The following is a 15666-nucleotide window of genomic DNA, read 5'->3' as shown; positions in this document are numbered from 1 at the left end:
AATTTCCATGTGCTTGGCTAAACTAATAGCTTAACCGGGATGAGGCTTCGACTTTTGAGCGATTTATAACTCTAATTCGATGCTTCATTTTGTACAAATGAATAAATGTCTTCCCACAAGGTATGCTTTGTTGGGAAAGAATCTATTATTCTCTGTACAAGCATATCAAAAAAAGGGAAAAATCGCATGGATAGCGAATAAAAATGGTGTAGAACAATATGTACCGCAGGGAGGAAACGTAAATGGAAATTAGTTATCATGGACATTCTGTTGTCAAAATTCAATCAAATGGGAAAACAATCTTGGTAGATCCATTCATTAATGGGAATGGACAAACAGATTTAAAGGTTGCTGAGGAAGCACCGGATATAATCTTACTTACACATGGTCATAATGATCATGTTGGTGATACAGTGGAGCTTGCAAAGAAAAAAGATGCACTTGTCATTGCGCCAAACGAGTTAGCCAATTGGATTTCTTGGCAAGGAGTGAAAGTGCACCCGATGCATATAGGGGGAGCCAAGGAATTTGATTTTGGTAAAGTGAAGTTTACGCAAGCTTTCCACGGTTCGTCATATGTAACTGAAAATAACGAAATTATTTATATGGGAATGCCTGCTGGAATTTTACTATTTATCGAAGGATTAACAATTTATCATGCAGGGGATACAGCTTTGTTTAGTGATATGAAACTAATTGGAGAACGCCATCCTATTGACATTGCATTTTTACCAATTGGTGATAATTTTACGATGGGTCCAGAAGACGCAGCTTGTGCCGTGTCATTTTTGAAGCCGAAAATTGTCGTACCAGTTCATTACAATACATTCCCACCAATCGAGCAGGATCCACAAATTTTTGCGGATTTAGTGCAAAATGCAGAGGTTCAAATTTTAAAAGCGGGTGAAAAAGTAAACTGTTCCTAATCAGTGACACTGCTGTACTATATGAGTTGGCACCACGTGCGTAGTTGAAACGATGGGGAAAGTATAACAAATTCATCACTTTATATTAAATATTTTTATAAAAAATATGGTACACTAAGAGCAGAATTGATGATTGAGAAATAGGTGATATTTTGTCTACAAAACATGAGAGAATTTTACAATACATCGAATCATTACCCGTTGGTGATAAAATTTCAGTACGTCAAATTGCAAAGGAAATGCAGGTGAGTGAAGGAACGGCATACCGTGCTATTAAAGAAGCGGAAAATCGTCGTTTAGTAAGCTCTATTGAACGTGTTGGAACAATTCGTATTGAGAAGAAAAAGAAAGAAAATATTGAGCGATTAACCTTCGCAGAAATTGTAAATATTGTAGATGGCCAAGTTTTAGGTGGAAAAACAGGTCTACATAAAACGTTAACGAAATTTGTTATTGGTGCCATGCAATTAGAAGATATGATGCGTTATACAGATGCAGGAAGCTTGCTGATCGTTGGTAACCGTTTTAAAGCGCATGAAAATGCACTTCGAGCTGGTGCAGCTGTTTTAATTACAGGGGGCTTTGATACAACTGAGGAAAACAAATTACTTGCAGATTCCTTGGACTTACCGATCATTTCAACAAGCTATGATACCTTTACTGTGGCAACAATGATTAACCGCGCAATTTATGACCAATTAATTAAAAAAGATATTTTATTTATTGAAGATATTTTTGTGCCGATGACTGATACTTCTGTTCTTCGAAATGATGAAACAATTCAACATTTCCACAAGCTAAATGAACGAACAACTCATGGTGCATTTCCTGTTGTGACAGCAAACAATAAGCTTGTTGGGATGATTACAGTAAAAGACGTTATCGGTCGCGAAGAAAACGAGTTTATTGAAAAAGTTATGACGAAAAATCCGATTGCTGGATCGATGAAAATGAGTGTTGCTTCTGCAGGGCATCGTATGATTTGGGAAGGGATTGACCTGTTACCAATTGTCGATGATGATAATATTTTGCAAGGTGTAATTAGTCGACAAGATGTACTAAAGGCGCTTCAGCTTGCTCAAAGACAACCTCAGCATGGTGAAACGATTGATGATTTAGTGAAAAATGAGATGAAGGTGCTTGGCGATGAAGAATTAATCGTAGAATTTAAAGTAACTCCTCAAATGACCAACCAATACGGGGCAATTTCTTATGGAGCATTTACAACTTTGCTAGCGGAAGTTGGTTCATTCTCATTAAAGCGTCGTAAACGTGGAGATGCAGTTGCCGAAAACATGACGATTTATTTCATCAAACCTGTGCAAATGGAAAGCACACTTACTGTAAAGCCTCGAATATTAGACATGAGTCGTAAGTTTGTGAAAATGGACTTCGAAGTGTTTAATCAACAAATGCTTGTTGGGAAGGCAATGATGATGTTCCAACTACTGGAACGTTAAGAAAACAGAAAAAGGGATGGTCTAGGGTACATGCTAGACCATCCCTTTCATTTCTTTCAGCGGGTGTCATGGAATTATGCCGAGGCATAATTGATTATTTATCGGTTAATACGGTACTCTTCTTCAACAAATTGACCGTAGTGACGAACCTTTTTAGTGTTTTCGACAATAACAAAGATGCCTAAAACGACAAGAATTGCTACAATAATAAATGTAAATAACCCTGGGAATAAATAAGCTTGGTTTAAACCAAACAAAAGAATAAATGCACCGAAACTTACATTGGCTTTACTCTTGTACCAATTTTTAGCGATTGGTAATGAAGAACGAAACTGTTTTGTTTTAAAATAAAAATAAAACACAAATGATATGATTATTGTAAATACAAATATTAAATTGAGCATAGTAAACCTCCTAGCATAACTAGTCATTATTGTAACGATTATTGAAGAAAAATGCTAACGGTTATTACTATCAAGTTGGGGGAAATTAATTTGAAAAGACAAATCATCGACACAATTGCTTCATATGAAACAATCATTATTCATCGCCATGTGCGACCAGATCCAGACGCTTATGGATCTCAGCAAGGCTTAAAAGAGCTTATTTTAGCAAATTATCCGGAAAAGAAAGTTTTTGCTGTAGGTGAGCATGATGAATCATTATCATTTTTAGTAAATCCCGATGACATTACAGATGAAATTTACGATAATGCTTTAGTTATTGTGACAGATACGGCAAATACAGAACGTGTGGACGATCAACGCTATATAAAAGGTAAAACGATTATTAAAATAGATCATCATCCAAATGACGATGCGTATGGTGATTTACTATGGGTAGATACGAATGCGAGCTCTTGTAGTGAAATGATTTATGAGCTTTTTGAGGAAGGGAAACAAGTAGCCAACTGGATTCTACCAGATGCCTCCGCAAGATTATTATTTGCTGGTATTGTAGGAGATACAGGACGTTTCCAATTCCCTAGCACGACCGCAAAAACGTTTAAAATTGCAGGGGAGCTTGTTTCATATGATTTTGATCGAAATCAAATTTTCGATGGAATGTATGAAATGGAGCAAAAGCTATTAAATTTACAGGGCTATATTTATCAAAATTTCAAAATGGATGAGTACGGAGCAGGACATATCAAGCTGACAAAGGAATTGCTAGCAGAATTCAATGTTGTACCGTCAGAGGCATCCCTGTTAGTTGGCTGTCTTGGAAGTGTGAAAGGTATTTGTGCATGGGTGGTCTTCATTGAAGAGGTCGATCAAATTCGTGTGCGTTTACGCTCAAAAGGCCCTGTTATTAACACTTTGGCGAAGGGATTTAACGGTGGTGGACATCCGCTCGCTTCAGGAGCTACAGCTTATTCATGGGAAGAAGCAGAGCGTGTTATAACGAGATTACAGGAAATTTGTAAGGCGTATCGATAAACATTTTTTCATACCTAGAAAGGAAGGGATTCATTTGACACATGTATATACGAAAATGCATACGAGTGCGGATTTATTGCAAAGTACGATTCGGCTTGAGCAATTGATCCCTTTTTTACAAGAGCAAAATACTCAGGCCTGTGCAATCGTCAATTCAAAATTGTACGGGCTTTTGCCTTTTTGTAAAGCATTGCAGCAAGCGAATATTCATGCTGTATTAGGGCTCTCGATAAACGTACAGTGGCAAGATAGAAAGGTTCCAATTGTGCTGTATGCTCAGACGCAAGAAGGCTACCAGCATCTTTTAAAGATTAGTAGTGCAGTTTCGATAAGAGAGGATAATACGCTTCCGTGGAAATGGCTTGAAGGATATGCGGCGGGCTGTGTGGCATTACTTTCTTCGGATGATTTAGTAGAAACTGAGGATTGGACAGAAGTAGCAAGTGCTTTAAACAAGGTATTTGGCAAGCATTTATTTATGGGAATTGCAAGACCAGCAGGAATGAAAGCCGAAAAAGAAGAAACGTTTGTGACGTGGTGTGAAACTATGAATATAACGTTAGTTGCCTCCCAAAGCTGTTATTTTTTACGACCAGAAGATCATTTCGCCTTTGAGGTTGCAAGAGCGATAGATTCAGGTGAAAAGCTTACTGATACAATGCAATCAGCTCATTTACAAGGATATTTCGCTCCGACAGAAGAGGAATGGCGAAGCTGGTTTGCTGATCATCCAGAATGGCTAGCATCTAGTGCAACGATGCTAGCGAGCTGTACGGCGGAAATTCCTGAAATGCACGTTCAAATGCCTAAATTTCCTGTTCCTACAGGTGAAACAGCCGAAAGCTTGCTTGTCAAAGAGACTTTTGCAGGATTGGCAGAACGATTAAAGCAAGCAGAGATTCCTAAAGTTTATCAGGAGCGGCTTCAATACGAGCTTGAGATTATTTGTTCAATGGGCTTTGCAGATTATTTTTTAATTGTTGCAGACTTTATGCACTTTGCTAAAGAAAATCGTATTTTAACAGGTCCTGGTCGTGGTTCATCAGCAAGTTCTCTTGTAGCTTATAGCTTATCTATTACGCAAGTAGATCCATTAGTTTATGGCTTATTATTCGAACGATTTTTAAACCCGGAACGTGTTACACTGCCGGATATCGATATCGACTTTGTCGACAGTAAAAGACAAAAAGTAATCCATTATGTCGCTCAGAAATATGGCAAGGCAAATGTGGCGCAAATTATTACGTTTGGCACTTTATCTGCAAAGGCAGTAGCTAGAGATGTTGCGCGTGTTTTTGGTTTTGACGCTGAAACGTTAGAGAAAATCTCGAAAATGATTCCCAATAAACCAGGAATAACATTGCAAAAAGCAGTAGCCGAATCACAAGGCTTACAAGGCTGGTTAGCTGAGGATGAAAAACATCGTCGTTGGTTTGAGGTGGCGTTAAAACTTGAAGGAGTGCCAAGAAATTCTTCCACTCATGCGGCAGGAATTGTGCTGTCACCTTCTCCATTAGTTAATACGATACCGATTGAAGAAGGGCATGATGGAATTTATTGTACGCAATGGCCGATGGGAGATGTAGAAGCCTGTGGACTTGTCAAAATGGATTTTTTAGGATTGCGCAACCTGACAATTTTAGAGCAAGTGCGTTGGTCAATTTATAAAGCCGGTGGTCCTTGGATAGAGTTTGAGCTTATACCGATGCAAGATGAAAAAACATTTCAACTTCTTCAAATGGGAGATACATTAGGGATTTTCCAATTAGAATCGGAAGGTATGAAGCAAGCTTTACGTGATATTCAACCAACCCATTTTTTAGATATAGTAGCAGTCAATGCGTTGTATCGCCCTGGTCCAATGGATTTTATTCCGATGTATGCTAGACGGAAAGCGGGAAGGGAATCGGTTACTATGCCTCATCCGGCATTAGAGCCCATTTTACGAGAGACATTTGGTGTCATAGTTTATCAAGAACAGATCATGCAAATTGCCTCGGTGATGGCTGGATTTACGATGGGACAAGCGGATTTATTGCGTCGAGCGGTAAGTAAAAAAAATCGTCAAGTATTAGAAGAGCAACGTACCGCATTTGTAGATGGAGCAATGAAGCAAGGCTTTGACGTCCATGTGGCGGAAGAAGTGTATGCATTAATTGTACGCTTTGCAGACTACGGTTTTCCTAAAAGCCATGCTGTCGCATATAGCGTTATCTCCTACCAAATGGCCTATTTAAAGGCACATTTCCCGCAAAGTTTTTATTCTGCGTTATTATCAAATGCAACAGGAAATGTGGAAAAAATTCTGCAACTTGAGAATGCGGCAAAAGAGAAAGGAATTTCGTTTTACCCGCCATCATTAAAACAAAGTACAAAATTCTTTACTGTTGAGAAGGATGGAATTCGCTACAGCTTGTCCGGAATAAAGGGTGTTCCCTATACATTTATAGAAAAAGTATACGCCTTACGCCAGGCGAAGCCAGAAGCATTGGATAATATATTTGACATGGCAGTTGCATTAAGCGCACAGCATTTTAAACCAAAAGTAATGGAGTCTTTAATTTTCGCGGGGGCTCTCGATTATTTAGATAAAGATCGTGCGGTACTGATAGCGACATTGGAGGCAGCTTTGAAGCATGCAGAACTGCTAAGACCAACTGAGGATATTGATATTGAATCGACTACTACCTTTAGCTTTGGTAAGCCAAAGTATATGGAAGCAGAAGCGATGCCACAAAAGGAAAAATTGCTACGTGAAAAGGAAAGTCTTGGTTTTTATATATCAGCCCATCCGGTTACAGAGGAAAGAGCTTTTTGGAATGAGGTAAATAGTACGTGCAGAGAGTTAAAACAAGCGCGTGACGGAACGTATGTCAAAATGCTTGGCATGATAGAAGAAGTGAAAAAAATACGCACAAAAAAAGGTGAGCAAATGGCCTTTGTTCAGCTTCAGGATGAGTTTGGAGCAATATCTGTAACCTTATTCCCTCAGGTTTTTCATCTTGTTCAAGAGCTGTTACTTGAAGATGAATTGCTTTACATTGAGGGGACACTTGAAAGACGCTTTGGTAAACCTCAAGTGAAAGTAAAACATGCGCAAGCGACGAAAAGAATATGAAATTGAAGAAAATATTAGAAACTGCATAAATTTTTTATGCAGTTTTTTCTTTACTTTTTAACAGTTATTTTGTAAGCTAGAGTCAATGTTCAAAAGTGGCCAGACCACTTTCGGTATGTATATGTAGCGACAGATACAATTACGCCAAGGCGAAATTGATAATAGGAGTTGATCGTATGGATAAAAAAACCGAACAAAAAAAAGTGTTTTTGGATATCGTCCAACAATTACGACAACTTATTAAAATGGAAGAAATACAGGCTGGAGAAAAACTACCTTCCGAACGAGTCCTTTCAGAGCGTCTAGGTGTCGGGCGATCCTCTGTGAGAGAGGCATTGCGAAGCTTAGAATTGTTAGGTCTTATTGAAACGAAACATGGGGGAGGTACGTTCCTAGCTTCCACGCATAAGCATCAGCTCGTAGAAATACTGTCGATGTTTATACTAGAAGATGAAAAATCGAAAAAAGATGTCGAATTAACGCGACAAATTCATGAAAAGGAAGCCATTCGCGTAATAAGTTGTACAGAGACTCTGCGAACACTACCGGTGTGGGACAGTTTTTTTGTAAAGCTAGAGATAGAGGATGCGATTAGTTGTCGAGATGTATTACGAGAAATAATCATCACGGCGGGAAATCGTCTTTCACTAAAAGTCTGGTTTCAGTTAGCAGCTTATGATGGTGACCGTTTAAATCGAAACTCAACAGAAGAAGAAAAATTGATCATTCAAACTATGTTGAAATCGATGCAGCTTGGCTATGAAAAAGAAGCACTAAAAGCTTACGAGCAATGGATGAAGACTTTACGAAGTAATTAGACAACAAAGGGGGAGTCAAACATGGCAATTCGCAGCATATTTAGTAAAAAGAAAGAGGACGGACAAGAAAAGGGGTTTCCAGAAGGACTTATGACAAAATGTCCAGAATGCCGTCACATTCAATTAACGAAAGAATTAGAAAAAAATAACAAAGTGTGTACAAAATGTGACCATCATTTCAAAATGACTGCACAGGAGCGCGTAGCATGTTTTTTAGATGAAGGTTCATTTGTTTCAATGGACGATCATTTACAAACAAGTAATCCTCTTAATTTCCCTGCTTATGTTGAAAAAATTTCAGCGGACCAACAAAAAACGGGATTAAACGAAGCCGTACTGACAGGTGTGGGTACCCTTGATGGAGAAGAAATTGTTGTAGCAATTATGGATTCTCATTTCCGTATGGGTTCAATGGGCTCAGTTGTTGGAGAAAAAATCACAAGTGCCGTAGAAAAAGCTACGGAATTACGAGTACCGTTTATTATCTTTACTGCAAGTGGTGGGGCGCGCATGCAAGAAGGCGTACTATCATTAATGCAAATGGCGAAAACGAGTGTGGCATTAAAACGTCATAGTGATCATGGACTATTGTTTATTTCAATATTAACGCATCCTACAACAGGTGGCGTTTCTGCAAGCTTTGCCTCTGTTGGAGATATTAATATTGCGGAGCCACAAGCATTGATTGGCTTTGCTGGTCGTCGAGTAATCGAAGAAACAGTAAGAGAAAAACTACCAAATGATTTCCAAACAGCGGAATTTTTATTAGCACATGGACAGCTTGATGCAATCTTCCATCGAAAAGATTTACGAAACCAAGTAGCAGTGCTTGTAAAAATGCATACAAAAGGAGGCGTGCAACATGTCTAAAAATTTAGCTTTTGAAGAACCAGTAGTACAATTACGTGAAAAAATTGATGAATTAAAAACGATTGCTACCGAGGCAGATGTAGATATGACAGGCGAAATTGAAAAGCTTGAAACACGTCTAACACAGCTAGAACAATCTATTTATGCAAATATGAAGCCATGGGATCGTGTACAGGTTGCTAGACATCCAGAACGACCAACAACTTTACAATATATAGAAGCTATGTGTGAAAACTTTATTGAGTTACATGGAGATCGTACGTTTGGTGATGATGCGGCTATTCTTGGTGGGATTGCTCTTTTTGAAGGTCAGCCAGTAACAATTATTGGACACCAACGAGGGAAATCAACGAAAGAAAACATTCGTCGAAATTTTGGTATGCCACACCCAGAAGGATATCGTAAGGCATTACGCTTAATGAAGCAGGCGGAGAAATTTAAACGACCAATTATTTGCTTTATTGATACGAAAGGTGCTTATCCCGGTAAGGCAGCTGAGGAACGTGGTCAAAGTGAAGCGATTGCTAGAAATCTTGTCGAAATGGCGGGCTTAACAGTACCAGTTATTTCAATCGTTATTGGGGAAGGCGGAAGCGGTGGTGCACTTGCATTAGGTGTAGCAAATCGTGTCTTTATGCTAGAAAACTCAACATACTCTGTAATCTCGCCAGAAGGGGCAGCGTCGATTTTATGGCGTGATGGTAGCCTTGCAAAGCAAGCGGCAGAAGCAATGCGTATAACAGCACCTGACTTAAAAGAGCTTGGCGTTATTGATGGAATTATCCCTGAAATAACAGGTGGAGCTCATCGCAATGTAGCAAAACAAGCACTTTATTTAAAAGAATGTATAAGCGACACACTAAAAACATTGAACTCTTTAAATGGCGACCAATTAATTGAAGACCGTTATGAGAAATTCAGAAAGATTGGACAATATACAGAAGCTTAAATCCATTTTTAGGTTTTTGGACATATAAATTTGCTCGTAAAGAGTTAAAAATTGTTTCTTTAAAAAATAAATAACCTAATGATGGAAGAATAAATAGTGCGAAAAATATTACCAAACACTTCAGAAAAATGTTAAATTCAGGATGTTTTTGAATGGAAAGAGTGTGTGAAAGCGCATTCTTTTTATTTTTTATGTAAAAGTTATGTTTTTGTAGCCTCAGAACACTTACATAGTTTGTTTTTTCATGTTAATGTGAATAATAATAGTATCTGCAGGAGGTTCGACAATGAAAAAAATTGCCGTATTAACAAGTGGTGGAGATGCACCAGGAATGAATGCAGCTATTCGTGCGGTCGTTCGTAAGGCAGCATATCATGGAATTAATGTTGTCGGAATTAAGCACGGCTATGATGGCTTAATAAAAGGAAGTATGGAAGATCTTGATTTAGGTTCAGTAGGTGGTATTATTCAACGCGGTGGTACACATTTAAATTCAGCAAGATGTCCTGAATTTAAAGAAGCCGCTGTTCAGCAACGAGGTATAGACAATATGCGTGAAGCTGGCATTGAGGGACTAGTCGTAATCGGCGGAGACGGTTCATACCGTGGAGCTATGGATTTAGTGAAAAAAGGCTTTCCTGTTGTGGGCGTTCCAGGAACTATTGATAATGACGTACCAGGAACCGAGTATACGATAGGATTTGATACTGCGCTAAATACGGTCGTGGAATCCATTGATAAAATCCGCGATACAGCAACTTCTCATGAAAATTCCTTTATCGTTGAGGTAATGGGGCGAGATGCAGGAGACATTGCTTTATGGGCAGGTCTGGCAGCCGGTGCTGAAACAGTTTTAATTCCAGAAGAAGATTATAATTTGGATGATATTGTGGCACGCTTAGACCGTGGTGCAGCGCGTGGGAAAAAGCATAGCATTATTATTGTCGCTGAAGGTGTCATGTCTGGTAGTGAGTTGGCAAAGCTATTATATGAAAAAACAGGAAAAGAGACGCGTGTTTCTGTTCTTGGACATATCCAACGCGGTGGTTCACCTACTGCGCGTGATCGTGTTCTAGCGAGTCAATTCGGTGCACATGCAGTTGAATTGCTAATGGAAGGAAAGTCTGGCAGGGCGGTAGGTATCCGTAATCATCAAGTGATTGACTATGATATGCCTGAGGCTTTCGAAAAAAATCATGAGGCAGATGTAAGCTTATATACTTTAATGAAAGAACTATCCATATAATTTGATATAAAAACGGAGTGGGCAGAAAATGAGAAAAACAAAAATCGTATGTACAATTGGTCCAGCAAGTGAGTCACCAGAAGTTTTAGAGAAACTAATTGAAGCAGGTATGAATGTAGCCCGCTTAAACTTTTCGCATGGTTCTCATGAGGAGCACGAAGTACGCATTAATTTAATTCGCGAAGTAGCACAAAAATTAGGGAAACCAGTTGGGATTTTGCTGGACACAAAAGGTCCTGAAATTCGTACGCATAATATGAAAAACGGAGAATTGCATTTAGCAGCAGGGCAAGTTATTGATATTTCAATGACGGAAGTTGAAGGAACAGAAACTAGCTTCTCTGTAACGTACGAACGTTTAATCGAGGATGTTGAGCAAAACGGCATTATTTTATTAGATGATGGACTTATTCAACTACGTGTATTAGCAAAAGATATGGAAAAAGGTCTTATTCATACGATTGTTGAAAATGCAGGTGTTTTAAAAAATAAAAAGGGTGTTAACGTGCCGGGCGTTTCTGTACAACTTCCTGGAATTACAGAAAAAGATGCACAGGACATTTTATTCGGTATTAAGCAGGGTGTTGATTTTATTGCAGCCTCGTTCGTTCGTCGAGCAAAGGATGTACTTGAAATTCGAGAATTACTTGAACAAAATGGCGGTAACCACATTCAAATTATCCCGAAAATCGAGAATCAAGAGGGTGTCGATAATATCGATGAGATCATCTTAGTTTCAGATGGGTTAATGGTAGCACGTGGTGATCTTGGTGTAGAAATCCCAGCAGAAGAAGTACCACTTGTACAAAAGAAATTAATTTTAAAATGTAATCAAGTAGGTAAACCAGTTATTACGGCTACACAAATGCTAGATTCGATGCAACGTAATCCACGTCCGACAAGAGCAGAAGCTAGTGACGTAGCAAACGCAATTATCGACGGTACAGATGCAATTATGCTTTCTGGTGAAACTGCAGCAGGACTTTATCCAGTAGAGTCTGTACAAACAATGAATAAAATCGCACAACGTACAGAAAATTCATTAGACTATAAGGCCATCGTCTCTACTCGTAGTCGTGAAAAAGAAGCAAATATGACGGAGGCGATTTCTCAGGCAGTAGCGTACACTTCGATTAACTTAGGTGTAAAGGCCGTGCTTGCACCAACAGAAAGTGGTAACACAGCTAGAATGATTGCAAAATATCGCCCAGGTGTACAAATTGTCGCGGTTACGGGTTCTGCCAATACAGCTCACGCATTAACACTAGTTTGGGGTGTATTCCCAGTTGTTTGCCAACGTGTTACGACAACAGATGAAATTTTAGAGCTAGCTGTTGATGAAAGCTTGAAACATGGCTTTGTAACGCATGGTGATGCAGTTGTTATTACAGCAGGTGTACCAGTAGGGGAAGCAGGTACTACTAACTTAATGAAGGTACACATCATCGGAGATTTGTTAGCCCGTGGTCAAGGTATCGGTAAATCTTCAGTAGTAGGTAAAACAGTTGTTGCTAAAAATGCAGCAGAGGCACTAGCTTATGATACAGACGGATGCATTATAGTAACGGTTGGTTCAGATCGTGATATGATGCCAGCGCTTGAAAATTGCATTGGTCTGATTACGGAAGAGGGCGGGCTTACAAGTCATGCAGCAGTTGTAGGACTAAGCCTTGGCATCCCTGTTATCGTTGGAGTAAAAGAAGCTACTACACTGATTCGCCACGGTCAAGAAATTACAATGGATGCTGAAACGGGAGTTATTTACAAAGGGCATGCAAGTGTTCTTTAATTTCTTTAGTAAATGTTTTTATCTATAACAAAAAGCTCTAGTGCAAATAATTGTACTAGAGCTTTTCTTATAAAGATGAAGTAAATAGCATTTTGCGGTTTATCACCGACATCTAGAGATGACATAGATTTAAACAATATTTAACCAACATAAAAATAGTTCCCTCATGGAATGAGAATTTACTATAAAAATAATAACGTCGTCTTCTCTTTAATAGGGCCCATTGTTTTTTTATGAAACTTAATGGGCTATAATAACGTATATAAGGTATAGCGTTTTCAGCTAGAAAGGAGAAAAATATGAGAAAAATTTTTCTTGGTTTCATTGTCTATGCATTAGCCGAGTTGGCGTTATTAATAGTAGTTGGTCAAAATATTGGTATTTTAAATACATTACTGCTTATAGTCGCTACGAGTATTATAGGTATTTATGTAGTGAAAAATAAAGGTATGAATTCTGTGCAAAAGGTTAAAAATACGATAGCACGAGGAGAGGCTCCAGGGCCAGCATTAGTTAACACAGTTTTGAATTTTAGTGGTGGTGTACTACTAGTATTACCAGGTTTTATAACAGACCTTGTTGGTTTATTATTGTTACTGCCTTTTTCTCGCAAAATGTTCCAACCAATCTTTTATTATTGGATGCGGAAAAAAATGAAAAAGGGTCAATTTATCATCGTTCAAAAATAGCATTTTCCTTTAGTTTAACTGCTAAAAATAAAAATATGGGGCTAAGTAAAATGCCGTAAAAACCAAATAATAAAATAGAGGCAGCACTGATGAAAAAGGTGTGGAAAGTCCGTAATTGTAATGTGTTTGACCAAAGCATGGAATCAGCTAGCTGCCTTGTTAATTGAACGAAGAGATATAAAAGTAAAATAGCTACACATAAAAAGGTATTGCCTTTTAAGTAAAAATAAATGCTCATGGGTACAAGAAATACACCAATCCCAAAGAACGGAAGTACATCTGCAAATGCAACTATAAAAGCTTTGATGATGGCTTGTTCAAATTGAAGAATCATGAATCCCGCACAAAGGATGAGCAGAGTAATTGTGAACAGTTGAAACTCCACATACAAAAAGTAATGAAATAGCTGCATAATTTTAGAAAAATGCGACTGCCACTCATTGCGAAATTTTTTGGGCACATATTGAAAAAACCAATACCGGGATTTGCGAGTTTCCAATAGGGCAAAATAGTAAGCGACAAGGAATATAAATACTTCAATTACATGTTTCATTAATAGTTGGAAAATGTTTGCCATGTATAAAAAGATTGAATCGAAAATAGAAAGCGATTTTTCCTTTAAAACTTGGATAAACATTGATTCATATTCGTTGAAAAGTGGGAAATTTTGTAGTGTATCTCGGATTTCTGGGAAGATAAGAATAATACTGTTTATAGAAATGATAACGAGAAGAAAAATGCAAGTTAGAATAAGTGCTTCCACGATAATTGCTGCAAGCCAATAGGCAATCCTACAATAAGAATGAAGGAATTTTATGATAGGATACGTAGAAAAAGACAAAAAAATCGCGAGAGATACAGGTAATACGAACCATAATATTGTTAAGTAGAATATGAAAAACAAAACACTTATAGTTCTTTCGTATGAAAAAAAATTAATATTCCTCATTTTTACAAATTCACCCCATTTCAATTGATAAATTAATGTCAAAATACGAAAAAGAATCTCTTTCAGGCGTATATATAATCGCTCATGCACCTTTTTCTTTATTCGGAGGTTTTTCATTCACAAAGCTGTCAAAAATGATTATAATAGCAATTGTAAGCGATTTACTTAATGGTTCATATGAGCAAAAAACGTAAATGCGACCTAATAACTGCATTTACAACTAAAAAATATAAATATGAGGGAGCGATAATTTATGTCAGCAACTAAAGGTTTAGAAGGTATCGTAGCAGCGGAATCTAAAATCAGTTCAATTATCGATGACACACTTACATATGTTGGTTACAACATTGATGATTTAGCAGTGAACGCGTCATTCGAAGAGGTAATTTATTTATTATGGCATACTCGTTTACCAAAAGCAGACGAGCTAGCTAAATTAAAACAACAATTGGCAGACAACATGTCTATTCCGCAAGCAATTGTAGACCAATTCAAAACATACCCACTTTCAACTGTACATCCAATGGCTGCACTACGTACTGCAGTATCTTTACTTGGTGTATTCGATGAAGAAGCGGATGTTATGGATACAGAAGCTAACTATCGTAAAGCTATCCGTTTACAAGCTAAAATTGCAACTGTAGTTACTGCATTTGCGCGTGTTCGTAAAGGTTTAGAGCCAGTTGCTCCAAAACCAGAATTAGGATATGCTGCAAACTTCTTATACATGCTTAAAGGTGAAGAACCAGCAGCAATCGAAGTTGAAGCATTCGACAAAGCGTTAGTATTACATGCTGACCACGAATTAAATGCATCTACATTCACGGCACGTGTTTGTGTAGCTACATTATCAGATGTTTATTCTGGTGTAACTTCAGCTATCGGAGCATTAAAAGGACCACTTCACGGTGGTGCAAACGAGCAAGTTATGAAAATGTTAACTGAAATCGGCTCACTTGAAAACGTTGAATCTTATATTCAAAATAAATTAGATAACAAAGAAAAAATCATGGGCTTCGGTCACCGCGTATACCGCAAAGGCGACCCACGTGCACCACACTTACGTGTAATGTCACAAAAATTAACTGAGCTAACTGGTAAACCAGAACTTTATGAAATGTCAGTTAAAATCCATGACATGATCGTAGAACAAAAGAAATTACCTGCAAACGTAGACTTCTTCTCTGCGTCAGTGTATGATTCTTTAGGTATCGATCATGACCTATTCACACCAATTTTCGCAGTATCACGTACTTCTGGTTGGGTAGCTCATATTCTAGAGCAATATGCTAACAACCGCCTAATCCGTCCACGTGCAGAGTATGTTGGACCAGGCATGCAAAAATATGTTCCAATCAGCGAGCGCTAATTCGGAAAATATGCTAGAATATTTGGGACTGTGTTACATAACAC

13 protein-coding genes are annotated in these 15666 nt (G+C 38.1%); 11 read left to right on the top strand and 2 right to left on the bottom strand.

Annotation, left to right across the window (positions count from 1 at the left end; all coding sequences use genetic code 11):
- Window positions 1–242: 242 nt before the first annotated feature.
- Both ACQKN4_RS07635 and ACQKN4_RS07630 read left to right on the top strand, forming a co-directional pair.
- The gene (locus ACQKN4_RS07635; protein ID WP_079561603.1) at window positions 243–926 is read left to right on the top strand and encodes a metal-dependent hydrolase; all 684 of its coding nucleotides are present in this window, start codon (window positions 243–245) and stop codon (window positions 924–926) included.
- A 152-nt stretch (window positions 927–1078) separates the two neighbouring features.
- The gene (locus ACQKN4_RS07630) at window positions 1079–2386 is read left to right on the top strand and encodes a DRTGG domain-containing protein (RefSeq protein WP_079561602.1); all 1308 of its coding nucleotides are present in this window, start codon (window positions 1079–1081) and stop codon (window positions 2384–2386) included.
- A gap of 98 nt (window positions 2387–2484) precedes the next feature.
- On the opposite strand, the gene ACQKN4_RS07625 is transcribed toward ACQKN4_RS07630, so the two are convergent.
- Complete coding sequence (locus ACQKN4_RS07625) at window positions 2485–2790, bottom strand: YtpI family protein (RefSeq protein ID WP_079561601.1); 306 nt, start codon at window positions 2788–2790, stop codon at window positions 2485–2487.
- A 90-nt stretch (window positions 2791–2880) separates the two neighbouring features.
- On the opposite strand from ACQKN4_RS07625, the gene ACQKN4_RS07620 reads away from it, so the two are divergent.
- The 8 genes from ACQKN4_RS07620 to ACQKN4_RS07585 all read left to right on the top strand — a co-directional run bounded on the left by ACQKN4_RS07620 (window position 2881) and on the right by ACQKN4_RS07585 (window position 13304).
- Window positions 2881–3825 (top strand): DHH family phosphoesterase, encoded by a 945-nt coding sequence (locus ACQKN4_RS07620; RefSeq protein ID WP_427483120.1) that lies wholly within the window; start codon window positions 2881–2883, stop codon window positions 3823–3825.
- A 34-nt stretch (window positions 3826–3859) separates the two neighbouring features.
- Complete coding sequence (gene dnaE / locus ACQKN4_RS07615; RefSeq protein ID WP_427483119.1) at window positions 3860–6943, top strand: DNA polymerase III subunit alpha; 3084 nt, start codon at window positions 3860–3862, stop codon at window positions 6941–6943.
- Window positions 6944–7119: 176 nt separating this feature from the next.
- Window positions 7120–7761 carry a FadR/GntR family transcriptional regulator gene (locus ACQKN4_RS07610; RefSeq protein ID WP_079561598.1) on the top strand — a complete coding sequence of 214 codons (642 nt, stop codon included), beginning with the start codon at window positions 7120–7122 and terminating at the stop codon, window positions 7759–7761.
- Window positions 7762–7782: 21 nt separating this feature from the next.
- On the top strand, window positions 7783–8631 hold the full coding sequence (gene accD / locus ACQKN4_RS07605) for an acetyl-CoA carboxylase, carboxyltransferase subunit beta (RefSeq protein WP_079561597.1): 849 nt from the start codon (window positions 7783–7785) through the stop codon (window positions 8629–8631).
- A complete protein-coding gene (locus ACQKN4_RS07600) occupies window positions 8624–9580 on the top strand; it encodes an acetyl-CoA carboxylase carboxyltransferase subunit alpha (RefSeq protein ID WP_079561596.1) in 957 nt (318 codons plus the stop codon). Before accD ends, ACQKN4_RS07600 begins: the two co-directional genes overlap by 8 nt.
- A gap of 286 nt (window positions 9581–9866) precedes the next feature.
- Window positions 9867–10826: a 6-phosphofructokinase gene (gene pfkA / locus ACQKN4_RS07595; protein ID WP_427483116.1), complete on the top strand. Its 960-nt coding sequence runs from the start codon at window positions 9867–9869 to the stop codon at window positions 10824–10826.
- A gap of 28 nt (window positions 10827–10854) precedes the next feature.
- Window positions 10855–12615 carry a pyruvate kinase gene (gene pyk / locus ACQKN4_RS07590; protein WP_079561594.1) on the top strand — a complete coding sequence of 587 codons (1761 nt, stop codon included), beginning with the start codon at window positions 10855–10857 and terminating at the stop codon, window positions 12613–12615.
- Window positions 12616–12914: 299 nt separating this feature from the next.
- Window positions 12915–13304 carry an FxsA family protein gene (locus tag ACQKN4_RS07585; RefSeq protein ID WP_079561593.1) on the top strand — a complete coding sequence of 130 codons (390 nt, stop codon included), beginning with the start codon at window positions 12915–12917 and terminating at the stop codon, window positions 13302–13304.
- On the opposite strand, the gene ACQKN4_RS07580 is transcribed toward ACQKN4_RS07585, so the two are convergent.
- A complete protein-coding gene (locus ACQKN4_RS07580) occupies window positions 13288–14253 on the bottom strand; it encodes an AI-2E family transporter (RefSeq protein ID WP_427483114.1) in 966 nt (321 codons plus the stop codon). The genes ACQKN4_RS07585 and ACQKN4_RS07580 overlap by 17 nt on opposite strands.
- 253 nt (window positions 14254–14506) lie before the next feature.
- On the opposite strand from ACQKN4_RS07580, the gene citZ reads away from it, so the two are divergent.
- Window positions 14507–15622 carry a citrate synthase gene (citZ, locus tag ACQKN4_RS07575; RefSeq protein WP_427483112.1) on the top strand — a complete coding sequence of 372 codons (1116 nt, stop codon included), beginning with the start codon at window positions 14507–14509 and terminating at the stop codon, window positions 15620–15622.
- The last annotated feature ends 44 nt before the right edge of the window (window positions 15623–15666 follow it).

Origin of the sequence: Lysinibacillus sp. NPDC093692 (assembly GCF_050280125.1) — a bacterium.
Lineage (GTDB): Bacteria > Bacillota > Bacilli > Bacillales_A > Planococcaceae > Lysinibacillus.
The sequence above is the reverse complement of the archived record's forward strand: the minus strand, read 5'-3'. Positions and strand labels throughout refer to the sequence as shown.